23 protein-coding genes are annotated in these 22,900 nt (G+C 45.9%); 5 read left to right on the top strand and 18 right to left on the bottom strand.

The annotated features are described in order from the left end of the window. Nucleotides 1-199: 199 nt before the first annotated feature. Both MDMS009_RS09310 and MDMS009_RS09305 read right to left on the bottom strand, forming a co-directional pair. The gene (locus tag MDMS009_RS09310; protein WP_036312341.1) at nucleotides 200-835 is read right to left on the bottom strand and encodes a response regulator; all 636 of its coding nucleotides are present in this window, start codon (nucleotides 833-835) and stop codon (nucleotides 200-202) included. Then, nucleotides 735-2,168: a LapD/MoxY N-terminal periplasmic domain-containing protein gene (locus tag MDMS009_RS09305; protein ID WP_237700509.1), complete on the bottom strand. Its 1,434-nt coding sequence runs from the start codon at nucleotides 2,166-2,168 to the stop codon at nucleotides 735-737. The genes MDMS009_RS09310 and MDMS009_RS09305 overlap by 101 nt, the downstream gene beginning before the upstream one ends. A gap of 72 nt (nucleotides 2,169-2,240) precedes the next feature. On the opposite strand from MDMS009_RS09305, the gene hemL reads away from it, so the two are divergent. The 4 genes from hemL (at nucleotide 2,241) to MDMS009_RS16095 (ending at nucleotide 6,932) form a co-directional block, all read left to right on the top strand. After that, a complete protein-coding gene (gene hemL / locus MDMS009_RS09300) occupies nucleotides 2,241-3,521 on the top strand; it encodes a glutamate-1-semialdehyde 2,1-aminomutase (RefSeq protein ID WP_008291374.1) in 1,281 nt (426 codons plus the stop codon). 109 nt (nucleotides 3,522-3,630) lie between these two features. Further along, entirely contained in the window at nucleotides 3,631-5,070 is a 1,440-nt protein-coding gene (sbcB, locus tag MDMS009_RS09295; protein WP_008291325.1) for an exodeoxyribonuclease I, read from the top strand. A 159-nt stretch (nucleotides 5,071-5,229) separates the two neighbouring features. Then, nucleotides 5,230-6,741: a B12-binding domain-containing radical SAM protein gene (locus tag MDMS009_RS09290; RefSeq protein WP_008291533.1), complete on the top strand. Its 1,512-nt coding sequence runs from the start codon at nucleotides 5,230-5,232 to the stop codon at nucleotides 6,739-6,741. 5 nt (nucleotides 6,742-6,746) lie between these two features. After that, complete coding sequence (locus MDMS009_RS16095; protein WP_008291407.1) at nucleotides 6,747-6,932, top strand: DUF1289 domain-containing protein; 186 nt, start codon at nucleotides 6,747-6,749, stop codon at nucleotides 6,930-6,932. 2 nt (nucleotides 6,933-6,934) lie between these two features. Here the strand turns inward: MDMS009_RS16095 and MDMS009_RS09285 are convergent, their stop codons facing one another. The 4 genes from MDMS009_RS09285 to MDMS009_RS09270 form a co-directional block, all read right to left on the bottom strand. After that, complete coding sequence (locus MDMS009_RS09285) at nucleotides 6,935-7,501, bottom strand: hydrolase (protein WP_043888142.1); 567 nt, start codon at nucleotides 7,499-7,501, stop codon at nucleotides 6,935-6,937. A 6-nt stretch (nucleotides 7,502-7,507) separates the two neighbouring features. After that, the gene (locus tag MDMS009_RS09280) at nucleotides 7,508-8,824 is read right to left on the bottom strand and encodes a TolC family outer membrane protein (RefSeq protein WP_008291618.1); all 1,317 of its coding nucleotides are present in this window, start codon (nucleotides 8,822-8,824) and stop codon (nucleotides 7,508-7,510) included. A gap of 196 nt (nucleotides 8,825-9,020) precedes the next feature. Then, nucleotides 9,021-9,344, bottom strand: a complete 324-nt coding sequence (locus MDMS009_RS09275; protein ID WP_008291214.1) for a rhodanese-like domain-containing protein — start codon at nucleotides 9,342-9,344, stop codon at nucleotides 9,021-9,023. 15 nt (nucleotides 9,345-9,359) lie between these two features. Continuing rightward, a complete protein-coding gene (locus MDMS009_RS09270) occupies nucleotides 9,360-10,016 on the bottom strand; it encodes a protein-L-isoaspartate O-methyltransferase family protein (protein ID WP_237700508.1) in 657 nt (218 codons plus the stop codon). A gap of 98 nt (nucleotides 10,017-10,114) precedes the next feature. Here MDMS009_RS09270 and msrA point away from each other — a divergent pair, with 98 nt between their 5' ends. Then, the gene (msrA, locus tag MDMS009_RS09265; protein ID WP_008291368.1) at nucleotides 10,115-10,582 is read left to right on the top strand and encodes a peptide-methionine (S)-S-oxide reductase MsrA; all 468 of its coding nucleotides are present in this window, start codon (nucleotides 10,115-10,117) and stop codon (nucleotides 10,580-10,582) included. Nucleotides 10,583-10,594: 12 nt separating this feature from the next. Here msrA and MDMS009_RS09260 read toward each other — a convergent pair whose 3' ends face one another. The 12 genes from MDMS009_RS09260 to MDMS009_RS09210 all read right to left on the bottom strand — a co-directional run bounded on the left by MDMS009_RS09260 (nucleotide 10,595) and on the right by MDMS009_RS09210 (nucleotide 22,767). Continuing rightward, the gene (locus MDMS009_RS09260) at nucleotides 10,595-11,386 is read right to left on the bottom strand and encodes an ABC transporter permease (protein WP_008291296.1); all 792 of its coding nucleotides are present in this window, start codon (nucleotides 11,384-11,386) and stop codon (nucleotides 10,595-10,597) included. Beyond that, nucleotides 11,383-12,315, bottom strand: a complete 933-nt coding sequence (locus MDMS009_RS09255; protein ID WP_008291334.1) for an ABC transporter ATP-binding protein — start codon at nucleotides 12,313-12,315, stop codon at nucleotides 11,383-11,385. The genes MDMS009_RS09260 and MDMS009_RS09255 overlap by 4 nt, the downstream gene beginning before the upstream one ends. Beyond that, nucleotides 12,305-13,498: a pyrroloquinoline quinone biosynthesis protein PqqE gene (pqqE, locus tag MDMS009_RS09250; protein ID WP_081443614.1), complete on the bottom strand. Its 1,194-nt coding sequence runs from the start codon at nucleotides 13,496-13,498 to the stop codon at nucleotides 12,305-12,307. The genes MDMS009_RS09255 and pqqE overlap by 11 nt, the downstream gene beginning before the upstream one ends. Then, nucleotides 13,470-13,754 (bottom strand): pyrroloquinoline quinone biosynthesis peptide chaperone PqqD, encoded by a 285-nt coding sequence (pqqD, locus tag MDMS009_RS09245; RefSeq protein WP_008291278.1) that lies wholly within the window; start codon nucleotides 13,752-13,754, stop codon nucleotides 13,470-13,472. The genes pqqE and pqqD overlap by 29 nt, the downstream gene beginning before the upstream one ends. Then, nucleotides 13,751-14,488, bottom strand: coding sequence for a pyrroloquinoline-quinone synthase PqqC (gene pqqC, locus MDMS009_RS09240; protein ID WP_008291457.1), 738 nt, complete (start codon nucleotides 14,486-14,488; stop codon nucleotides 13,751-13,753). The genes pqqD and pqqC overlap by 4 nt, the downstream gene beginning before the upstream one ends. Before the next feature lie 30 nt (nucleotides 14,489-14,518). Continuing rightward, nucleotides 14,519-15,433, bottom strand: a complete 915-nt coding sequence (gene pqqB, locus MDMS009_RS09235) for a pyrroloquinoline quinone biosynthesis protein PqqB (protein WP_008291516.1) — start codon at nucleotides 15,431-15,433, stop codon at nucleotides 14,519-14,521. A gap of 104 nt (nucleotides 15,434-15,537) precedes the next feature. After that, nucleotides 15,538-15,609, bottom strand: a complete 72-nt coding sequence (pqqA, locus tag MDMS009_RS16090) for a pyrroloquinoline quinone precursor peptide PqqA (protein WP_081443609.1) — start codon at nucleotides 15,607-15,609, stop codon at nucleotides 15,538-15,540. Nucleotides 15,610-15,960: 351 nt separating this feature from the next. Beyond that, a complete protein-coding gene (locus tag MDMS009_RS09230) occupies nucleotides 15,961-17,739 on the bottom strand; it encodes a methanol/ethanol family PQQ-dependent dehydrogenase (RefSeq protein WP_008291263.1) in 1,779 nt (592 codons plus the stop codon). 161 nt (nucleotides 17,740-17,900) lie between these two features. Beyond that, nucleotides 17,901-18,536, bottom strand: coding sequence for a response regulator (locus tag MDMS009_RS09225; RefSeq protein ID WP_008291695.1), 636 nt, complete (start codon nucleotides 18,534-18,536; stop codon nucleotides 17,901-17,903). Between the two features lie 283 nt (nucleotides 18,537-18,819). Continuing rightward, on the bottom strand, nucleotides 18,820-20,598 hold the full coding sequence (locus MDMS009_RS09220; RefSeq protein WP_008291558.1) for a methanol/ethanol family PQQ-dependent dehydrogenase: 1,779 nt from the start codon (nucleotides 20,596-20,598) through the stop codon (nucleotides 18,820-18,822). A 181-nt stretch (nucleotides 20,599-20,779) separates the two neighbouring features. Next, nucleotides 20,780-21,424, bottom strand: a complete 645-nt coding sequence (locus MDMS009_RS09215) for a response regulator (protein ID WP_008291285.1) — start codon at nucleotides 21,422-21,424, stop codon at nucleotides 20,780-20,782. Continuing rightward, nucleotides 21,421-22,767 carry a sensor histidine kinase gene (locus MDMS009_RS09210; protein WP_043888140.1) on the bottom strand — a complete coding sequence of 449 codons (1,347 nt, stop codon included), beginning with the start codon at nucleotides 22,765-22,767 and terminating at the stop codon, nucleotides 21,421-21,423. The genes MDMS009_RS09215 and MDMS009_RS09210 overlap by 4 nt, the downstream gene beginning before the upstream one ends. Between the last annotated feature and the right edge of the window lie 133 nt (nucleotides 22,768-22,900).

The raw sequence follows: 22,900 nt of genomic DNA, 5'->3' as shown, positions 1-22,900 counted from the left end.
TATTTCAGGCAAAAAAAAGCCAAGTAACGAGGTACTTGGCTAAACCTTCAAAGAAGGAGAGAGAAATATAAGACTATAGAAGCTGAAAATTTCTATAACTTGATACTTATGTTACAGATGACAAGCGCATCAGGAATGAGCGACTTATCCCAATAAAACGGGAAGTTATTCCTGTTCCTCTTCCTTCAATATCAAGCAGTTATGATGACAACCCGTGACTAATAGCAAAGCGCATAAGTTCCGCTGTTTTGCTAATATCTAGTTTGCTCTTGATTTGGGTCAAATTATTGGCAACCGTTTTGTAACTGATGCCCAACACATCCGAAATTTCGTTCATACTTTTGCCTTCGCCTAAAAGCCGTAATATTTCAAGCTCTCGGCGAGACAGGTCACTTAAGGCACTGGTGCCCGCATCGATATTTAGCATCGCCAGTTGCTGCGCCATATCCGGGCTCAAGTAGATTTTACCATCCAAGACTTTTTCAACGGCTTCAACCAAGTGATCGGCAGCATTATTTTTGGTGATATAACCTCTGGCACCGGCTTGCATAGCGCGTGATGCAAAGACAGGATCTTCATGCATACTGAACATCAATACTTTGGCATCTTCACGATTGGCACGAATGCGGCGAAGTACTTCTAGGCCGCCAACCCCCGGCAAGGTGATATCCAACAGCACCATATCCGGGTAAGACTCCTGAAACAAGCGATAACCTTCTTCCCCGGTTTCCGCCTCAATAACCTTGGCTGATGGGATTTGTTGAATCAGCTGGCGACAACCTGCCCTGACTATCGGATGATCGTCCACGACCAAAATCGTTACTGCCTGTTTCATTATTCATTTCACCTTTCAATGGAATCAACACGCGAACCTGTAAACCAAGCCCTTCTTCGGTATCAAAGGCAATTCGCCCGCCCAATGCCGATACCCTTTCCCGCATACCAATCAAACCAAAGCCGCGAACCAAGTTTGCATCCAGTCCTTTACCGTCATCGGTCACGGCGACTTTGATAGTTTCCTCTTCGCGGCGAACTTCAACTTTGACATGACTGGCTTTGGCATGGCGCACACAGTTGGTCGTACACTCCTGCACTACCCGATATACCGTTACCTGCAATGTGTCAGGCAAATCATAGAAGTCGCCAACAAAATCCCACTCCCAATCGATTTCAGGTTGCCGATCGCGCCAGTTATGCAACATATCACGCAATGCCTCAGCCAAGCCCAAATCATCCAGGGTCATAGGCCGCAAACGACTGAGCATTTTACGCACCAAGGATTGAATATGAGTTGTGATGGTTTTGACTGAGCCAACTTTGTCTTCAATTTCTGTAATCTGTCTTTCACCCGCTAAACGTTCTATCTCACCTAAATCCACGCGAATACCAAACAAGCACGGTGCCAACTCGTCGTGCAGCTCGCGCGCAAGATCACGGCGTTCAGATTCTTGTAGGCTTAACATGTTACCGGCCAATGCATGATTCTCAGCCATGGTTTTGTCCAAAACGCTTGCCATATGATTAAAACGGATTTGAATCGGGTTGAGTTCTTTTACTGCGGTTGTATCAACCCGTGCGGTGAAGTCACCTTTTTCCAGTTGCCCTAAAGCATCGGCTAATTGCGAAAGTGGCTTAAGTCCTTGCCTGAGCGCGATATAAATCAGCAATAAAATTAACACCAGAAATATCAGCCCTAGCCAGAACAAGGCGTTGATATCCTGCCAAACCTCCGTCACTTCATCGCTAGGGTCCGCCTCAACAACAAGATAACCATAGGACTTACTGCCTTTGGTAATCAGTCGCCTAAAAGCAACGGCTTCAGGCTCCATCATGCGGATAAACCAGTCAGGTGCATCTGGTTTGTTAAAAAAACCCGTTTGGTCTTCTTGCCCGATCAGGGGCCGACCATTCATGTCTTCAAACCAAGCACGAATGTGTCGCGTGTGGCGTACACTATCCACAATCAACGTCAAGCGTTCGCTCAAGTCATTAGAAAAGCGCAAGGTTGGCAAAGCATTGACTAGCAAACCTTTAGCAAGCTGGGTACTTGAGGCCATTTCCTGGGCAAGCGCCGTTCTGGCGTTTTGCACCATGTAGTAGCCTGCGGCGGCAAAGTTGATTAGCAATATAATGCTAACAATAATCAATAATCGTAATTTTAGACTCATAATCATCAGTACAATGGCTGTGATAAGTTAGAATTATCGCACACTTTAAATTGGAGACTCTCAGGAAACGGCATGCAGAATAATCACGATTTGTTTCAACAAGCACAACAGCACATTCCCGGCGGCGTAAATTCTCCTGTTAGGGCTTTCAAAGGCGTTGGTGGTGATCCGGTCTTTTTCCGTGAAGGCAAAGGTGCCTGGCTCACTGATGCAGAAGGTAAACAATACGTTGATTACATCGGTTCCTGGGGGCCAATGATTGTCGGTCATGCACATCCAGAAGTGCTGCGAGCGGTCACACAGGCTGTACAACATGGCCTAGGCTTTGGCGCGCCAACAGAAATTGAAACCACAATGGCGGATCTGGTTTGCGATCTTGTACCTTCAATGGAATTAGTGCGCATGGTCAGTTCCGGCACAGAAGCTACCATGAGCGCGATTCGTTTAGCCCGTGGCTACACTGGCCGCGATAAAATCGTTAAATTCGAGGGCTGCTATCACGGTCATGCCGATTCCTTGTTGGTGAAAGCCGGTTCAGGTGCGCTAACTTTGGGAGTTCCCTCTTCAGCAGGTGTGCCTGAGTCCCTAGCAAAACATACATTAACGTTGCGCTTTAACGATTTAGAATCGGTCGAAACCTGTTTTAAAGAAGCGGGAGACGACATTGCCTGCATTATTGTCGAACCAGTTGCCGGTAATATGAACTGTATTCCACCGGAACCGGGATTTTTAGAAGGGCTGCGTAAAATCTGCGATCAATACGGTACTGTGTTGATTTTTGATGAAGTCATGACCGGCTTTCGGGTCGCCTTAGGTGGCGCACAAGCTCACTATGGCGTGACGCCCGATCTGACCACATTCGGTAAAGTCATCGGTGGCGGTCTTCCGGTTGGTGCTTTTGGTGGTAAACGTAAGGTGATGGAACATATTGCGCCACTCGGCCCTGTCTATCAGGCTGGCACATTATCCGGTAACCCGATTGCGATGGCAGCGGGACTTGCGACGCTGACACAGCTGCAAGAGCCTGACTTTCATAGCAAATTGACACAAGCAACTGAAACCTTAGTCAAGGGCTTACAACAAGCGGCTGATGACGCAGGAATTGCGATGACAACCAATCAAGTGGGCGGCATGTTTGGTCTGTTCTTCACTGAAGATAAAAAAGTCAGCTTTTACGAGCAAGTCGTTGCGAGTAACCAAGAACGCTTTAAACAATTTTTCCACGCGATGCTTGATCGCGGTGTTTATTTAGCACCATCGGCATTTGAAGCAGGTTTTGTCTCAGCTGCTCACGGTGATGCAGAAATCGAATTTACCCTCTCTGCTGCCAGAGAAGCCTTCCAAACACTGTAAAACTCAGTTTCAAACAAGCCATATAGTGAGTTAACCAGCTATATGGCTTGTTCTGGAAGCTTCGCTCGGTTAACGTAAGCAGATTCTATTTTTCTTGCATGGCAGCGTTATGACGACCCTCTACTGGCACGATTACGAAACCTCCGGCATCGATCCACGCTTTGACCGCCCCATGCAGTTTGCCGGGGTAAGAACCGATGAAGATCTCAATATAATCGGCGAACCGCTGATGATTTACTGTAAACCATCAGGCGATTATCTTCCCCATCCACAAGCCGCACTTGTCACTGGTTTAACCCCACAACTAGCAGAAAAAGAAGGCCTCAATGAGGCTGAGTTCATTAAGCAGATTCATGACGAGTTAGCTGCGCCAGGTACGTGTGGTGTGGGCTATAACAGTCTGCGGTTTGATGATGAATTCACCCGTTTCACTTTGTTTCGAAACTTTTACGATGCTTATGCGCGAGAATGGCAAAGTGGTAATTCACGCTGGGATATCATTGACATGGTAAGACTCACGCGTGCCCTGCGGCCGGAAGGTATCCACTGGCCAAACAGAGAAGATGGCAAACCTAGTTTTCGGCTTGAAGACCTAACCGCTGCTAATGGCATCGAACATAGTGGTGCTCACGATGCCTTAGCCGATGTCTACGCTACTATCGAAATGGCCAGATTGATAAAAAACGCACAACCAAAACTCTATGATTATGTGTTTGAACGACGTCGTAAGCAGACCTTGGCACCACTGCTAAACTTGAATGAACGTAAACCCGTTGTGCATGTGTCTCGCATGTATCCGGGAGAGTATTGCGGTACAGCCCTTGTCGTACCGTTAGCTAAAGATCCGAATAACAATAATGGCATTATTGTGTATGACCTGCGTCATGATCCCAAAGACCTGATAGAGCTGGATGCCGAGACTCTACGTGAGCGTTTATTTACGCCTACAGCCGATTTACCTGAAGGAGCCACGCGTCCGGCACTGAAAACCCTGCATATCAATAAATGTCCTGTTGTCGTCCCGGAAAACACCTTGGATGATGCTGCGGCGGAACGTTTGCAGATCGATCGAACCGCACATTATCAGCACCTAGACATGCTTAACACCGCACAAGGATTAACCGAAAAGCTGAATGCCATCTTTACCGCTCCGACATATGACGAAATCGATGATCCTGATGCCAGCCTCTACGGTGGTGGTTTTTTCAGTGATAACGATAAACGCAAAATGGATGTCATCCGTAATGCCGATCCCGCCATGTTGCCAACCTTGTCTGTGCCTTTTGAAGACCCGCGCTTACCCGAACTCCTGTTTCGCTACCGCGCCCGTAACTGGCCGGAAAGTTTGAACCAAGAAGAGCAGGAACAATGGGTTTTGTATCGACAGCATCGCCTGGGAAATCAAGCCGCAGACAAAGTGCTAAATGTAGAGCGATTTGAAACAGCTCTGGCTGAAAGCCGCCAACAAGACCTCAATGAAGAGCAAAAAGCAGTACTCGAACAACTAGAGCAGTATGCGCAAAGGTTAAAAACAGAGTTAGCCTTGTGACAGAGTAAAAACAGAGCCACGCACTGTTTATAGCATGCCTTCATCAGGCCAATTACAAGCTGAACCGAGATTGCTATACAATATCGCTCATTGATTTAACAGCTATTTTCCTAATCCTGCCAATGCATTATCAGCAGGATTTTCATTTCTGGCATACCGATGACTGTTTCTCGCGAAATTATATTGACCACACTCAACGCCCGCTACATGCACGCTGCATTTGGCCTGCGTTATCTTTATGCCAACCTTGGCGATTGGCAGGCAGATACAGAAATTGTTGAGTTCACCATTCAGGAACAAGCTCTTAATATTGCCGAAACCTTATTACGTTACCAGCCTAAAATTATTGGTTTTAGTGTGTATATCTGGAACGTGCAGGAAATCAGCGATATCGTTGCCGTCATCAAGCAGATTGCACCACAAACCATCATTATTTTAGGTGGCCCTGAAGTTGGCCATCACCCTGATGTTCCATCTGTATGTGAACAAGCTGACTTTGTGATCAGTGGTCCGGGTGAAAAAAGTTTTCGCGACTTATGTGAACAACTTTTGACAGGCAACAGACCCGAACAAAAATTTATTGAAGGTCAGGCAACAAAGCTCGATGACTTAGTTCTGCCTTACGCGTTTTATAACGATGAAGATATTCGCAATCGCTTGATTTATGTCGAGGCCTCAAGAGGCTGCCCATTTAAATGCGAATTTTGTTTGTCCGCTTTGGACAAAACCGCTACCCCATTCCTATTGGATCCGTTTCTCGATGAAATGGAAAAGCTATGGCAGCGTGGCGTACGTAACTTCAAGTTCATTGACCGCACCTTTAACCTCAAAGTCACGACCAGCATTCGTATTCTGGAATTTTTCCTTGAACGAATGAGCGATGATCTCTACCTGCATTTTGAGGTCGTCCCTGATAACCTTCCGGACAAACTGAAAGACGTCTTAAAACGCTTTCCACCACAAAGCCTGCAATTTGAAATTGGCATTCAGACGTTTGATCCAGCCATTCAAACGCTGATCAGTCGTAAGCAAAATAACGCCAAGACTTGTGAGAATATCCGTTGGTTGCGTGAACATACCGGTGCTCACCTGCATACGGATCTCATTTTTGGTTTACCCAGTGATACCTTGGACAATTTTGCCGATAGCTTTGATCAGTTAGTCGCATTGAATCCGCATGAAATTCAACTGGGTATTCTAAAGCGCCTGCGTGGGGCTCCTCTCAACCGCCATACAGAAGATTACGATCTGCGTTATAACCCGCAACCGCCCTACAATATTCTATCGACGCGTGATATCAGTTTTATGCAGATGCAACGCGTTAACCGTTTTGCCCGTTTCTGGGACATGATCGGTAACTCTGGGCGCTTTATTAATACCCTGCCAATCATTCTTGGAGAAAGCCCGTTTGTCCGCTTTATGCAACTCTCAGACAGACTTTACGCATTGGCAGGACAAAGTTACAAGATCGCCCTGAGACGCTTGTTTGAAATGCTTTATGTGGTGATGACTGAGGATCTTGGCTTAGATGCTGAGCGTGCTAAAGCACAGTTAAAACTTGATTATTCACGCGCTGACATCAAGGGTATTCCTGATTATGAAAAATTGCCCAGCCTGAATAAAAAAACCAAACAGGGCGTGGCCAATAAACGTCAGCGTCAACACGCCTAGCGCCCATGTCAGAGCAATTTATCCCTAGCCCTTGTATTCGCAAATGTGGTCTTGATGAACGTGAAGTGTGTCGAGGTTGTTTTCGTACGATTGATGAAATCATGACGTGGGAAAAGATGAAAACAGACGACAGATTAGCGACCGTGGAACGTTGTCGTGAGCGACGCGCAAAACGCGCCGCTAGAAGCTAAATTTAAACAATTAATTTTGCCAGCTGTTTGAACGCAGGGTGCTTGGCATCGCCGAGCCACTCAAACAGTAATGACTCAACATTCGTTATCACCGCGCCCGCCAGTCGCAAACGTTGTAAGGCATTAAACTGATTACCCTTGGCGCGTGAACTGACCGCATCTTCCACAACAAACACTTCGTAGCCTTGTTTGAGTAAATCTAAAGCCGTTTGCAGCACGCATATATGCGTTTCCATTCCCACCAGAAATACTTGCTTACGACCACTTTGCTGTAAAGACTCGATTACAGATTCTGCTTTAGCTAATGAAAAACTGGTTTTCTCAATAACCGGCGTATTATTCGGCAACTTATTGAGCAAGGCTTTTTCCGTCGGCCCGAGACCTTTCGGATACTGCTCTGTCACCAGCACAGGTATGGCCAATGATTCAGCCGCTGTCAACAATACGCTGACTTGCTCAATCACGCGGTCTCGCACACCGGCAGGCATCGATGAAGTCAGTCTTTCCTGGATATCTATGACCATCAGGGTGCTAGTTTGACTGTCTGCAACCGACATATTGGTATGCATTCGAATTTACGCTCCTAACCAACTATTTATTTGTACAAGATCTTCAATCGTAACGATACCTGCTGCCTGCTTTAGGCGCAAAGTATTCAGTATGTAATCGTAACGTGAACGTGCATAATCACGACGTGCACTAAATAAGTTACGACGTGCATCGAGCACATCTACCGTGGTGCGGGTGCCCACTTCATAGCCAGCCTGTGTTGACTCCAATGCCTTTTCATTAGACACAACCGCTTGTTTTAACGCCTGCACACGGCTGATACCTGACATAACACCGTTGAATGATTCACGGGTTTGGCGTGTAACAGAGCGACGTTGTTGTTCCTCATTCTGCATCGCCTGATCCAGTCTATAACCGGCTTCACGGGTACGTGAAACTACTGCGCCACCAGCATAAATAGGTAAGTTGAATTGCAAACCGATTGCTTCAGTATGTGTTTTGCTACTACCACTAAAATTACCATCACTTTGTGAAGCATAATTTTTCTGTGCAACTAAATCTAAACTTGGATAGTGACCACTTTTTTGTAACTCAATGGTTTGGGCTGCACTATCAACATTTGATTTCGCCACCATCAATGATGGGTTTTGCACCAGTGCCGTTTGACTCCACTGATTAATATCTTCAGGCTCAGGACTGACTAAAGGTGAGTCACTTTGTAGCCCCGTGAGTTCGTTAATATATTTTCCGGATGTTTCGCGTAATTGCTCATTGGCATTCGCCAATGCATTTTCAGCGGCAATCACTGCTGCATTCGCTAAATCAAAGGCAGCTTGTGCTTCTGTGGTATCGGTAATCGTTGCCATACCAACATCAAATCGTTGTTGGGTTTGCTCCAGTTGTTTAGCAATGGCTTCGCGTTCTGCTAAGGCAAAAGTGAGATCATCTTCCGCACCTAACACGCCAAAATAGCGCTCTGAAACACGGACGATAAGAGACTGCTCAGCAGCAACATAACTCGCATCCGCCCCCTCGATGGCGATATCAGCTTGTTCCTTTTGTACAAAGTTCTGACGGCGATAAAGTGGCTGAACCAGGCTTAATGTGTAGCCATGATCATTATATTCCGTCTGACCACCAAAACTCTGCGATGATGCATCCACCCAAGTTTTGCCAGTGTTCGCAGTGAGATCAACTTGTGGCAAAAAATTGGCCGTTGCCTGATCATCTAATTCCCCTACCGCTTGGCGTGATGCCGCCTCAGCTAATAACTGCGGATCACTGCTTAAAGACAGTTCGAATACGTCAATAAGGTTTTCTGCCCAAGCCTGCGATACCAGCAAACTTGACGCAATAAATGCGTTAATCGCAATTTTTTTCATTTTCCTTCCTTAGTCAATAAGCGTGTCATACCAACGTATGACTCTGAGCGGACTAGCCTCATTTTCATTGGTTTATTATTACAATCCGACCAGTCGGTATGTTGACTCGCAAAAAATATATCAGCGCCTAGCGAGCAGTCTCATGCTGCAAGCGTAGTGCTTCTTTATAACTGTCTTTCAGACTTAGCGATGAAACTTAGTAAACCGTCATGCTGTTATCGACATCAGCAGCCCAGCTGTTCATACCACCTTCCAGATTAATGACGTCTGTAAAGCCAGCATGCTCCATAAATTGACCCACTTGGGCACTCCGTTTACCGCTTCGACAAATTAACACCACGCTTTTATCTTTATATGGCGCAAACTCTTCCATACGACCCGGCACGTCATTCATTGGGATATGAATGGCACCATCGATCATGCCGTGAACCAACTCATTATCCTCACGAACATCAATCATTACCGGGGTAATGCCACTAGTAAGCATGGCTTGCAGTTCGGTTACTGTCATTTGTTTCATTACAATACTCTGACTTTAAAATTTAAATTCGGTTTTGGGCTCAGCATTAATGACCGCTGGAATCACCGTTTCAAAGAGTGACTCAGTCTGCCAATCCCATTCGCTGACACGTTGTATTAATTGTACCGACATAGCTGGCGCTTTGCCTGTTACAGCTAATAATCGACCGCCGACCTTTAGCTGATGTAAATAATGCTCGGGAACGGATACATAGGCAGCTGTCATCACAATCGCATCAATACGATCTGGTAACGACCAAGATTTTGATGCATCTCCCACCTGCAGACTCACATTCTCAATACCCTGCTGGTCCAGCCGTTGTGATGCTAACTCTGATAGCTCAGCAAAGAATTCTACTGACACAACCCGTCCTGCTAATTGCGCCAGTAACGCAGTAAAATAGCCCGAACCGGTGCCTAACTCCATGACAGTCTCATGAGACTGTAAATTTAAGGCCTGTAAAAACCGACCTTCTTGTATCGGAGACAACATCGTCTGTCCACAACCAATCGGTAACTGGGTATCGGCATAAGCCAAAGGAGCTATATCCGTATCAACAAAGCCCTCTCTTGGTATAGCGGTCATCGCAGCTAGTACCCTTGCATCAAGGACATCACCAGGTCGCACCTGTTGTGCAACCATATTAGAATGAGCGTTGTTGAACTTAACCACTTGCTGCTCCTGTTGCAGTTTACTGAGCGGTGTTAGAGTGAATTAGCATAAAAGCTTTCTTATACAGGTGCAACCACATAAACGTTGAGGAGATAAGCATGAACATAGCCACATTTGCAGCCGGTTGCTTCTGGGGTGTGGAAGCCCGTTTCCGCCAGATCAATGGCGTTGTAGAGACGCGTGTTGGTTATACAGCTGGAATCACCCCTGATCCAGATTACAAACTTGTCTGCACGGGTCAGACAGGCCATGCTGAAGCCATTGAAATTCAGTTCGATCCTGAGGTCATTAGCTATCGGCAATTACTCGAAGCATTCTGGCAAATGCATAATCCGACAACGCTGAACCGACAAGGTCCGGATGTCGGCACACAATATCGTTCAGCAGTTTTTTACCACGATGCCGAACAAAAACAACAGGCAGAAACATTAAAATCTGAACTGAATCAGAGTGAACAGTTTGCAGGGACCATTGTGACTGAGATTACGGCTGCTAGTATTTTCTATCCTGCTGAGGATTACCATCAATGCTATTTGGAAAAACGCGGTCAGGGAAGCTGCCACTGACCTGGTTCTACCTTAGCCTTTCTTCCCGGTTACACGATGAAACAAAGGCTCATGCACCGACTCTCTGGAAAAACGCCAGCACGCGACGACTATCGCCGCGATCGAGAATACGCTTAGTACTGTGATATCCGTGATGATAGAAAAGTCACTCTCCGCTGCCGGCACTGCGTGTTTCATTAAATCGACACCGTAACTGAACGGGTTGATTAACACGATATATTTCAGATACTCGGGTAATTGACTCACTGGATACAAAGCGCCACTCAAGAAAAACAGTGGAAAAATGAAGAAATTCATAATCACCGCAAAGTTATCCAGCGTTTTTGACCACGCGGCAATTAAGCCGCCAATCGCCGCACAGCAGATAGCGGTAGCAAGCGCGGGCACTAACAACAACAACGCTATATTAACGTCAACCAGTCCAATAATAGCTAATATCACCAGCAGCATCGCGGCCTGCACCATCGCCGTAATGGTAGCCGCAATTATTTTCGACACCACAATCCAATAATGTTCGATAGGTGCAATCATCATCATTCGCATCACACCGAACTCTTTGTCATAAACCAAAGTCAATGCAGAAAGTAAGGCCGCGAATAACAACGTCATTGCCACAATACCGGGCACTAAAAAGGTGAGATAGCCGCTTTGCTGCTCCCCTTGAAGCATACTTCCGACGCCACTCCCGATAACCAGCAGCCAGATCAACGGTCTCACCATTGAACTAATCAAACGACCACGCTGACGAAACACTTTACTTAACTCACGGCCCACCACGGCTTTTACCGCTAACCAATTACTCATACTACGGCTCCAGTCTGCGGTGGACAGACTGTCCAGAGGTAAACGTCATTCAAGTTGGGTTTACGCCACTGCAAAGAATTGACCGCATTTCCTAGCGACTTTTGTAGCTGCGAGAAATCGACTTTATTGTCGATGACCCTGAAACTTAGATGATTATCTTCCCAGATAGGCTGCCCGAAATCGGCGCTCAGCTTGTGGTAAACCGCTTCAGTATCAGCACAATCTATCTCTAAGATATAAGTAGCTAAACCACGGATCAACGTGTTGGGTGAGCCCCCCTGTTGCAATTTACCTTTCTGAATAAAGTCGACCCAATCACAGGCTTCCGCTTCCTCCAGGTAATGCGTGGTTAAAAACACTGTCATCCCTTCTTCTTTTCGTAATTGCTCGACAAAGCGCCAAATAGCACGACGATTAGGCAAATCGAGTCCAATCGTCGGTTCATCAAGAAAAAGAACGTCAGGTCGGTGTAGCACACCGCGTGCGATATCTACCGCGCGGCGCTGACCACCGGATAAAGCGACTAACTTCATATGTCGCTTGTTTTCCAAACCGAAAATAGTAAGCAGTTCTTCAATACGTGCCGTCGCCTGTTTTGGCGGAAGCTTGTAGAGAGCGGCGGCGAATTTCAAGTTTTCATCCACCGTCATCATGCGATCTAAAGCTGAGTCCTGAAATACTAGGCCAACCGTACCGCGAATTGCCACGGGATCAGTTAGTACTGACTGCCCAGCAATCCAGGCATCGCCTTGTGTGGGTGACGTCATCGTTGTGAGCATATGAATAGTAGTAGTTTTGCCCGCACCATTAGGTCCAAGCAAGCCGTAGAACTGTCCTGCTTTAATGGTAAGGTCAAGCTTATTAACAGCAACGGCCTGACCATATTGCTTGGTCAGGCCGTTGGTACGAATCGCAAAATTAGAGGCCACTGATTTCTTTGGAGTTTTTAGGGTTTCTAAATACTAGAGGTTTAGCTTCCTGTGGTGTTTTCTCAGCCTCATCCCTGCCACGCTGAATCGCTTCATCAATCAGGTGACGATCTGGAGATTTGGTACAAACCGGATCAGCCATGGCCGGATCCCCCGTCAGCATATAGGCCTGACAACGGCAACCACCAAAGTCTTTTTCTTTTTCATCACAACTACGGCACGGCTCTTTCATCCAGTCAAAGCCACGGAAGCGATTAAAATCGTTAGAGCCTTCCCAAATATCTCTAATGCTCAAATCACGCACATTAGGCAATTCCATACCCGGCAATTCACGTGCGGCATGACACGGCAACGCAGTACCATCAGGTGTGACAGTCAGGAATACATTACCCCAGCCATTCATACAGGCTTTTGGACGTTCTTCGTAATAATCAGGCACCACATAGTAAATCTTCATGTTGCCTTTCTGTTCTTCTTGATACCGATGTGCCGTCGCTTCAGCACGTTCAAGTTGCTCTTTCAATGGCATCAATTGATCACGGTTATGCATTGCCCAGCCGTAATATTGCGTTGTTGCTAACTCGACATAATCGGCATCAAGGCTAATCGCCAGGTCCAGAATTTCATCAATCTGATCGATATTCTGACGATGGGTTACGAAACACAATACCATCGGGTAGCCTGCCGCTTTGACCGCTTTCGCCATTTCAATTTTATGTTGAAACGCATCTGTACCCGCAATCAAGTTATTCAAGTCTTCAGAACTGGCCTGGAAACTCACCTGAATGTGATCCAGTCCAGCTTCTTTAAAGGCTTTCGCTTTCGTGGCATCCAAACCAATACCAGAAGTTATCAGGTTGGTGTAAAAACCAAGGTTACGCGCTTCTTGAATCAGTTCAAGAATATCCGGACGTGTCAGTGGCTCTCCACCCGACAGACCCAATTGGGTCGCGCCCATGGCACGCGCCTGCTTGAATACTTCAACCCACTCTGCTGTAGTGAGCTCTTTTTTGATATCCGCAAAATCCATCGGATTTGAACAATACGGACACTGCAACGGACAAGCGTATGTGAGCTCAGCCAATAACCATAACGGTTGTCTGATGTTCTCGTTTGCATTAATCCCAACAGCACCACCGGTGCTGCCAGGCGCTTTATTCTGGTCTGATCCAGTCGTTGCCATGAGCTTCCTCCAAAAACTGATAGACGTCATCGTCCAGGTCGGCGCCATTAAAAGCAGCCTTGAGTTCAGCGATGAGTTCGCCTACGGTTTGTTTTTTTTCACTGACGCGCTTTAAGATTTCTCCGGCAGCAGGATTTAATTTCACCATGCCTTCCGGGTAAAGCAGTACGTAGCAGTCTTGTGCTGGTTCCCATTGGAAACGGTAACCCAGCGCCAGTACTGGCACACTATCTACATTAAATACGCGCTCTGTCATTTTGTTACTTCCACATCCATGCAATAAGGCGGACGGTTTTCGATGTATGCCATCCACATCGCATCTAACATTGTCCACAAGATATCCAACTTAAACTGCAGCAAATCAACTGCACGTTGTTGTTTTTCGCGAGTATCGCAGTAATCCAATGTAATTTGTAGGCCGTGCTCTACATCACGACGAGCTTCATTCAGACGTTTACGAAAATAACGATAACCACTTTCATCGATCCATGGATATAGATCTGGCCAATTATCAAGTCGAGCCTTATGGATCTTAGGGGCAAACAACTCGGTTAATGATGAACCTGCAGCTTCCTGCCATGAGGCGCGACGGGCGAAATTAACGTAGGCATCAATCGCAAACCTGACACCTGGTAAGACATGTTCATGAGACTCGAGTTCTGCACGCGTCAGACCAACGGCTTCACCCAATTGCAACCACGCCTCAATGCCACCTTCTTCGTTTTCGTAACCATCATGGTCAAGAATACGTTGTACCCAGTGCTTGCGTACGGACGCATCATCGCAGTTAGCCATAATCGCAGCGTCTTTAATAGGTATCGCTGTTTGGTAGTAAAAACGGTTCGCTACCCAACCCTGAACCTGTTTCTGACTCAACTTACCGGCATGCATCAGCTTATGAAACGGATGATTGATGTGATACATCGCTTCTTTATCACGCAGTTTTTGTTCGAATTCTTCACGTGACCATGGGGCTGGTTTTTCTGACATTATTATTCCTCTCAACACTGCTTGGCAGTTTTATAGTTCGATATCCATTCCATCATAGGCAAGCTCAATACCGGCCTTATTCAGGATCTGCCTTTGTGCCGACTCTTCATTCAGAATCGGGTTAGTATTATTAATGTGGATTAAAATTTTGCGTGGCTTCTGCATCGCGTTGAGAATACTCATGATGCCGCCTTCACTGGACTGATCCAGGTGGCCCATTTCCTGAGCACGCTTATCACTGATACCTTCATTAGACATTTCATCATCAGTCCAGACAGTGCCATCAACCAAAACAGCATCAGCATTACTCATATACTCAAGTACGTGCGGTTCTGCCACTCCCAAACCGGGTGCGTAGAACAAGTTGCGCCCTGTACGGGTATCTTCAATTTTGATGCCAATATTGTCACCGGGCACGGTGTTATGTCGATGTGGTGAGTACGGCGGTGCTTCACTCTTCAGAGGAACCGCAGTAAAGATCAAACCGTCTGCTGTTGGTATAGTGAAAGAGCTTTGATCGGTGGCAATTTCGTGGTGATTAATACCGCGAAAGTGACCGAGAATGTTGAATACAGGAAAGCCTGTGGTCAAATCTTCGTACACCGCTTTGGTGGTATACACTTCCCAGGGTTTATTGTGTTCACGCAAGGTCAGCATACCGGTAGCATGGTCAATCTGCGCGTCGGTTATAACAATCGCAGTGATCGCAGTATCACGTACCTCTCGCGCAGGCTGCAAAGCCGGGAAGTCATCCAATTGTTTCTTGATGTCGGGTGAGGTGTTGAACAATACCCAATCTTTGCCATCAGCGCTGACAGCAATTGATGACTGTGTGCGTGGGCTCGCTTTAACCGTGCCTTCTCTGACACCCTTGCAGTTAACGCAGTTACAATTCCATTGAGGGAAACCACCGCCTGCGCCTGAGCCTAGTACGTGTACAAACATAACCGTCCTTTAAATTCGTGTTAAACCGGATACCACTTTAACAAATCTTATCGGGTTTAACGTTGCCCGGGGCACAAAGCCCCGGACATACACCGAAACCGATATTAACGGTTGCAGATGTACATGGTTACTTCAAAACCAAAACGCATGTCTGAATATTCAGGTTTAGTCCACATAGTTATATCCTCTCAAAAATTATTTTTAGATAGTCGTCACCCGAACCATTCGGGTAACGCTGATAATGCTACACAGCAATCATGCAACTGACGTCAGGATTCCCCGCCTTGCCATTCAGGATTTTCCTGATTTAGTTACCGTGCTGAACATCGCACCACATCTAGCTTTTAATCACTTTTTGTTATGAGGTGGTGGCTTATAACATTACTGTGTTGCTCCATACAATTTTAGTTCTATAAAAGCTACCTATTGAGATTATTTCAGACATAAAAAAAGACCCGGCATCTTACGATACCGGGCCTTTTATCAGACTTGTTAGATTAATTGCTTAATCTAATTGGGTCTTGGTCTTACAGGCTAAATACGCTCAGTACACCACCCAGGTTAGTCCAGCTAGACAGTGCTTTATATGCACCGACTGCGCCCAGACCATCTGAATCGTTTTCTAAGCTAGGGATAGCCATACCGATACCAGCCCAACCACCTACACCAGACAGGATAGAAACGTATTGTTTACCACCATGTTTGTAAGTGTTGACGTTACCGATGATGCCTGATGGCGTTTTGAATCTGTACAATTCACGGCCAGTTTGAGCATCGACTGCTTTCAGGTAACCTTCCAGCGTACCGTAGAACACCACATCAGAGGCAGTTGCCAAAGCACCTGACCATACTGAGAAACGTTCTGGGTTTGACCAGACGATTTTACCGACACGTGCATCCCATGCAATGAAGTTACCCAAGTGAGTACCACCTGGTGCTGGATACATGCTTAATGTCGCACCAACGTATGGTTGACCTGCAACATACTCAACTTCGAATGGCTCGTAGTCCATGCACACGTGGTTAGTCGGTACATAGTACAGACCGGTACGTGGTGAGTAAGCCGCTGGCTGTTGGTCTTTCGTACCCAATGCCGCAGGACAGATACCCGTGGTGTTCACATCTTCGCCGTTACGTGCAGTGGAGTATTTCGCTACACGATCATGCAGACCGGTTTTCAGGTTAACGCCATTTGACCAGTTAACTGCTGGGTCAAATTTTTCTGCAACAAGCAATTCACCTGTTTCGCGATCCATGGTGTAACCAAAACCGTTACGGTCAAAGTGAACAGCAGTCTTATGCATTTTGCCTCTGACTTTTTGTTCAGCCAGGATCACTTCGTTCACACCATCGTAATCCCACTCATCGAAAGGCGTCATTTGGTAAACCCATTTCGCCATACCGGTGTCTAAATCACGACCAAACAGAGACATGGTCCATTTGTTGTCACCTGGACGTTGTACTGGGTTCCATGTAGATGGGTTACCGTTACCGTAGTAGAACATGTCTAAATCAGGATCGTAAGAATACCAACCCCATGTTGTACCACCACCAATTTTCCATTGGTCACCTTGCCATGTTTTCAAAGATGAATCTTTGCCAACTGGTTTCAGCATAGAAGTCGTTTTAGCTGGATCGATCAGCATTTCTTCGTCAGGACCGGTACTGTACGCTTTGTACAGAGTGTTACCGTCTAAGTCATAAGCCTGGATGTAACCACGTACACCGAACTCACCACCTGAGATACCAACCAGTACTTTATCTTTAAATACGTGCGCCGCCGCAGTGCTGGTTGCACCACGTTTTGGATCGTCACGTTTATCAGACCATACAACGCTACCGTCAGTAGCATTCAACGCTACCAATGTGGTGTCAGCTTGGTTCAGGAAGATTTTTCCGTCGCCGTATGACAGACCACGGTTAACCGTGTCACAGCACATAACGGGCACAGTTTCGTCGTAGTTTTGTTTTGGCTCATACTTCCATTTGATTGCACCGTCGTTGTTCAAATCCAACGCGAATACGATATTAGGAAATGCAGTGTGAACATACATAGTGCCGTCCATGACCAAAGCATTACCTTCGTGACCACGTAAAACACCGGTTGAGAAAGACCACGCCATGTTCAAATCTTTGACATTGTCTTTGTTGATTTGGGTTAATTCGCTATAACGATGGTTAGCATAGTTACCGGCTGGCATGACCCAATTGTTAGGATCTTGCTGCATCTTTGCTAGCTCGTCAGCTGCTGCCAGACCGGGAACGGCCAATGACATCATAGCGAGTGTTAATGGTTTCAGCTTCATTTTGTAATACCTCTTGTTTTTAAGGTTTTAATGGTGGCCATAGAACCGCTAACCACACTAGAGATACTTTATGCCGAAGTTTCCCAACCTTCACTATGATTCCCTCCCCGCAGACATAGGAGTTTTTCCCGACGTTTAGCTGAAGTAACTGCGAAAAATACCTAATGTAGACTAATGATGTGATGCTTGAGCGCTAATCTGACGAGTTGGATTGGTGTGTGTATATTGAGTTTATGCTTAAGTTGGGTTTGATAATTAGCCACAGTCTTGTGGCCAATTTTAAGTGTACTGGCAATCATATCGACTTCAGCGCCTTCAGCCAGTAAACGAAAGATTTCAAACTCGCGGGGTGTCAAAACGCGGGTTGGATCGTTTTCTTGAGAGAGGTTGTGTAGCGCGATGTTCTGGGCGACTTCTGCACTTAGGTAACTCTTACCTGATGCAACTTGCCGTACTGCTTGGATCATTTCTTCTGGCGTGCTGGACTTCAAGACATAGCCCTTTGCCCCAGCACTGATTGCCTGAACCGCAAAACTCACCTCAGTATGCATTGAAAACATAATGACTTTGGCTTTTACATAACGCGCAATCAATTGTCCTAAAGTCGCTAGGCCACTGGACCCGGGCATATTCATATCTAGAATCAATACATCTGGCTGATATTGCTGATAAAGCTTGTAGGCATCATCACCCGTTGCAGCTTCAGCAATGACTCTCAGATCTGCTTGTTCCTCCAGCAATCGTTTAACGCCGGTGCGAACCACCACATGGTCATCAACCAAAATCACTCTAATCATTATTTTTACACCTTTATGCAAAAAAACGAATGATCAAGTCTCACGTAAAAATTTAAGAGGCCGTCTTTTTAACTTTTGATAATACCAGCTTATATAAAAATAATATCAGATTCTTGTTAGGTAACACCTTTTCCATTTCCCATTACAAAAGGGCGTGGATACAGCTAATTAACTCACTCTTACTTTATAAGATAGTTGATATTAAAAAGACCCGGCATCTTACGACACCGAGCCTTTTATCAGACTTGTTAGATTAATTGCTTAATCTAATTGGGTCTTGGTCTTACAGGCTAAATACGCTCAAAATACCACCTAAGTTAGTCCAGCTAGACAGTGACTTGTATGCACCGACTGCGCCCAGACCATCTGAATCGTTTTCTAAGCTAGGGATAGCCATACCGATACCGGCCCAACCACCTACACCAGACAGGATAGAGATGTATTGCTTACCTTGGTGCTTGTATGTATTAACATTACCGATGATGCCTGACGCTGTTTTAAAACGCCAAAGCTCACGACCACTCTGTGCATCAACAGCTTTGATATAACCTTCCAGCGTACCGTAGAACACAACATCAGAGGCAGTTGCCAAAGCACCTGACCATGCTGAGAAACGTTCTGGGTTTGACCAGACGATTTTACCGACACGTGCATCCCATGCAATGAAGTTACCCAAGTGAGTACCACCTGGTGCAGGGAACATGCTTAATGTCGCACCAACGTATGGTTGACCTGCAACATACTCAACTTCGAATGGCTCGTAGTCCATGCACACGTGGTTAGTCGGTACATAGTACAGGCCAGTACGTGGTGAGTAAGCGGCTGGCTGTTGGTCTTTAGAACCCAATGCCGCAGGACAGATACCCGTGGTGTTCACATCTTCGCCGTTACGTGCAGTGGAGTATTTCGCTACACGGTCATGACGACCAGTTTCCAGGTTAACGCCGTTTGACCAGTTAACTGCTGGGTCAAATTTTTCTGCAACAAGCAATTCACCTGTTTCGCGATCCATGGTGTAACCAAAACCGTTACGGTCAAAGTGAACAGCAGTCTTATGCATTTTGCCTCTGACTTTTTGTTCAGCCAGGATCACTTCATTAACACCGTCAAAGTCCCACTCATCATGCGGCGTCATTTGGTAAACCCATTTCGCCATACCGGTGTCTAAGTCACGCCCCCACAGAGACATGGTCCATTTGTTGTCACCTGGTCGTTGTACTGGATTCCATGTGGATGGGTTACCATTACCGTAATAGAACATGTCTAAATCAGGATCGTAAGAATACCAACCCCAGGTTGTACCACCACCAATTTTCCATTGGTCGCCTTGCCATGTTTTCAAAGAGGAATCTTTGCCAATGGGTTTCAGCATTGACGTGGTTTTTTCTGGATCAACCAGCATTTCGTCATCAGGACCGGTGCTATAAGCGGTATAAAGCTCTTCGCCATCTAGGCTGTATGCTTTGATGTAACCACGCACACCAAACTCACCACCAGATACACCGACCAACACTTTATCTTTAAATACATGGGCTGCCGCTGTACTGGTTGCGCCGCGTTTTGCATCATCACGCTTATGTGACCAAAGAGCTTCACCATTAGTCATATCCAAGGCAACTAAGGTTGTGTCAGCTTGGTTCAGGAAGATTTTTCCATCGCCGTATGACAGACCACGGTTAACCGTGTCACAGCACATAACTGGCACAGTTTCGTCGTAGTTTTGTTTTGGTTCATATTTCCATTTGATTGCACCGTCGTTGTTCAAATCCAACGCGAATACGATGTTAGGAAATGGGGTATGTACATACATGGTGCCGTCGATAACCAAGGCGTTACCTTCATGACCACGTAAAACACCTGTTGAGAAAGACCATGCCATGTTCAAATCTTTGACATTCTCTTTATTGACTTGAGTCAGCTCAGAGTAACGCTGGTTAGCATAGTTACCGGCTGGCATGACCCAGTTATTTTCATTTTCTTGCATCGTTGCCAGTTCATCAGCAGCAACCAGACCTGGTACTGCCAAGGACATCATGGCTAATGACAGAGTTTTCAGCTTCATAATTAAATCCCTATTATTTTGTTATTTCGCAATGTACACAGCTAGACTCCACTCATGTACGCGTAATAAGACTTTATGCTGCTAAGGCAATGCAAGCACCATGAGATGCTCCCGAATTGAGCAGGAGAGAATCCTACTCAGACTGGGAATATAGACGCTAGATTATTGAAAAATATATTTTTTATTGTTCCATAATGACGCCATATTTCATCGCCAAACGAACCAAATCAACAGGTGAATGTATGCCCAATTTTTGTTTAAGGCTAGTTTGGTAATTAGCCACTGTTTTTTGTCCGATATTGAGACGGCTCGCAATGTCATCCACCAACTTACCCTCAGCAAGTAAACGAAACACTTCAAATTCACGTGAAGTAAGCCTCTGGGTTGGATTGTCGTCGCCGGCCAAACTCTGAAGCGCCACTTTGTGAGCCATATCCGAACTCAAGAAACTCTTACCACTTTTGACTTCTCGTACTGCTTTTACCAAGTCTTCAGCATGTCCCGACTTGGCGACATACCCCATTGCGCCTGCTGTTAATGATTGAATCGCATACGTCGCATTTTCATGCATTGAAAACATAATGACTTTGGCACCAGACCACCGGTTGAGAATGCGGCGTACCGCTTCCAGCCCTCCCATGCCAGGCATCGACATGTCCATCACTAACACATCCGGACTAATCTCCGGATAGGTTTGATAGGCTTGTTCACCACTTTCTGCTTCACCTACCACAGAAATATCTGTGTTTTGCTCCAATAAACGGCATAACCCTGAGCGTACAACCGCATGGTCATCAACTAACATGACACGAATCGCTAGGCTCATGTAAAACCTCCTTGTTTTGGAATACTAACGTCAATTGTTACACCTTCGTTGAGCGCTGTTTTAATTACAAACTCACCATGAACACTGTCCACACGTTCTTTCATACCCGCTAGCCCAAATCGGTAACTGTGCTGCTGCAAATCAAACCCTTGTCCGTTATCGGCAATTTCCAGCTTGATAGCCTGCTCATTTTCGGTGAGTGAAACCCAAACCTGTCTGGCTCGAGAATGTCTACTAATATTGGTCAGACACTCTTGCATGACTCGATATAAAGTCAGCTGTACTGTTTCGTCAATGCGCTGAAAATCGCCATTAAAATCGGCTTCCACATCAATATTTTGATGTCTTTCCCGCCAGTTATTTACCAGCTCTTGCAGAGCTACTACAAAACCCAGCTCATCCAGTCCGTCAGGACGTAATTGATGCAACATAGTGCGAACAATCTCCATCATTCGACGTACAACTTCATCAATCGCTTCTGCACTTTTTTTGGCTATATCCAAATTTGGGCTGGTTTTTATGGCAGAGGCATCAACATGAATGGCTGTTAAGTGCTGACCTATTTCATCGTGTAGGTCATGTGCCAGTTTTTTTCGTTCAGCTTCCTGTAGACGAATAATTTGCTGAGTAAGACGATGATTATTGTTAATGCTGCCCTGTAATGTGCTGGCCATCAGGTTGAACTTATGGCTGATATTCGCCATTTCAGGTAAATCAAAGATAGGCAATCGTCTATCCAACTGACCTGTTTCGCTATCGGATAGCGCCTCAGTAATGGTGTCAATCGGCTTAAGCGAGCGTGCAACAGCAAAGTACAATAAGACATTGACGGCAAGAAAAAACATAACAATCAGACCCAACATCGTTTTCGTCTCTTGCCAAGCCTCTCTGACTTCGTTGCCAGGCTCAGGACTGATGACTAACTTGCCCATTACTTTGTCGTTAATAGCGATGGGTAATACTTTTTCTGAGACAGATTCCAGTGCTAGATTCATTTGCCCCATAAACCAAGAGGGAGGCTGCTGCTTATGATCCACGCCAACGGACTGGTTGGTTTCAATCAAACGATCATGGTGATCATAGTAGGCTATTCGTAAGTGACGTACACCAGACAAATTTTTGAGATTAAATGGTGATACGTCTACAGTAAAGTCTGTCTGTCGATCGTTGTGGTTAAAATTGGCTAATTCGGCGTTCAACATGTGAAGCGCCAAATCCATAGTAGATTGTACTTCGGCCTGAACATTCTGACGCGCATTATGAATGACCACTACTGCACCGATTGATAAAATGACCAATAGCACCAAAGTAACAACAAGATTAAGTCTGAATCTAAGGTTCATTCAGCAAGGCTCATGAAAAAACCACCATTATAGTGCCAGCCCTAAGTTTCGGTGATAGGAGAAACTCCTATTTCAGTAAGCGATGCGATCCTTTAGACAAAAAAAAGCCCCGGTCGAGACCGGGGCTTTTTTT

Origin of the sequence: Methylophaga thiooxydans DMS010 (genome assembly GCF_000156355.1) — a bacterium.
In the GTDB taxonomy this organism is placed as follows: Bacteria; Pseudomonadota; Gammaproteobacteria; order Nitrosococcales; family Methylophagaceae; genus Methylophaga; species Methylophaga thiooxydans.
The sequence above is the reverse complement of the archived record's forward strand: the minus strand, read 5'-3'. Positions and strand labels throughout refer to the sequence as shown.

What these genes read in the sequence shown, in the direction of transcription:
- MDMS009_RS09210 (WP_043888140.1), bottom strand. Translation starts at nt 22,767, where the DNA reads ATGAACCTTAGATTCAGACTTAATCTTGTTGTTACTTTGGTGCTATTG.
- MDMS009_RS16095 (WP_008291407.1), top strand. Translation starts at nt 6,747, where the DNA reads ATGTCAGAGCAATTTATCCCTAGCCCTTGTATTCGCAAATGTGGTCTT.
- MDMS009_RS09285 (WP_043888142.1), bottom strand. Translation starts at nt 7,501, where the DNA reads ATGCATACCAATATGTCGGTTGCAGACAGTCAAACTAGCACCCTGATG.
- MDMS009_RS09215 (WP_008291285.1), bottom strand. Translation starts at nt 21,424, where the DNA reads ATGAGCCTAGCGATTCGTGTCATGTTAGTTGATGACCATGCGGTTGTA.
- pqqB (WP_008291516.1), bottom strand. Translation starts at nt 15,433, where the DNA reads ATGTTTGTACACGTACTAGGCTCAGGCGCAGGCGGTGGTTTCCCTCAA.
- pqqE (WP_081443614.1), bottom strand. Translation starts at nt 13,498, where the DNA reads ATGGCAACGACTGGATCAGACCAGAATAAAGCGCCTGGCAGCACCGGT.
- pqqC (WP_008291457.1), bottom strand. Translation starts at nt 14,488, where the DNA reads ATGTCAGAAAAACCAGCCCCATGGTCACGTGAAGAATTCGAACAAAAA.
- msrA (WP_008291368.1), top strand. Translation starts at nt 10,115, where the DNA reads ATGAACATAGCCACATTTGCAGCCGGTTGCTTCTGGGGTGTGGAAGCC.
- MDMS009_RS09290 (WP_008291533.1), top strand. Translation starts at nt 5,230, where the DNA reads ATGACTGTTTCTCGCGAAATTATATTGACCACACTCAACGCCCGCTAC.
- hemL (WP_008291374.1), top strand. Translation starts at nt 2,241, where the DNA reads ATGCAGAATAATCACGATTTGTTTCAACAAGCACAACAGCACATTCCC.
- MDMS009_RS09260 (WP_008291296.1), bottom strand. Translation starts at nt 11,386, where the DNA reads ATGAGTAATTGGTTAGCGGTAAAAGCCGTGGTGGGCCGTGAGTTAAGT.
- sbcB (WP_008291325.1), top strand. Translation starts at nt 3,631, where the DNA reads ATGACGACCCTCTACTGGCACGATTACGAAACCTCCGGCATCGATCCA.
- MDMS009_RS09310 (WP_036312341.1), bottom strand. Translation starts at nt 835, where the DNA reads ATGAAACAGGCAGTAACGATTTTGGTCGTGGACGATCATCCGATAGTC.
- MDMS009_RS09275 (WP_008291214.1), bottom strand. Translation starts at nt 9,344, where the DNA reads ATGAAACAAATGACAGTAACCGAACTGCAAGCCATGCTTACTAGTGGC.
- MDMS009_RS09220 (WP_008291558.1), bottom strand. Translation starts at nt 20,598, where the DNA reads ATGAAGCTGAAAACTCTGTCATTAGCCATGATGTCCTTGGCAGTACCA.
- MDMS009_RS09305 (WP_237700509.1), bottom strand. Translation starts at nt 2,168, where the DNA reads ATGAGTCTAAAATTACGATTATTGATTATTGTTAGCATTATATTGCTA.
- MDMS009_RS09280 (WP_008291618.1), bottom strand. Translation starts at nt 8,824, where the DNA reads ATGAAAAAAATTGCGATTAACGCATTTATTGCGTCAAGTTTGCTGGTA.
- MDMS009_RS09230 (WP_008291263.1), bottom strand. Translation starts at nt 17,739, where the DNA reads ATGAAGCTGAAACCATTAACACTCGCTATGATGTCATTGGCCGTTCCC.
- pqqD (WP_008291278.1), bottom strand. Translation starts at nt 13,754, where the DNA reads ATGACAGAGCGCGTATTTAATGTAGATAGTGTGCCAGTACTGGCGCTG.
- MDMS009_RS09225 (WP_008291695.1), bottom strand. Translation starts at nt 18,536, where the DNA reads ATGATTAGAGTGATTTTGGTTGATGACCATGTGGTGGTTCGCACCGGC.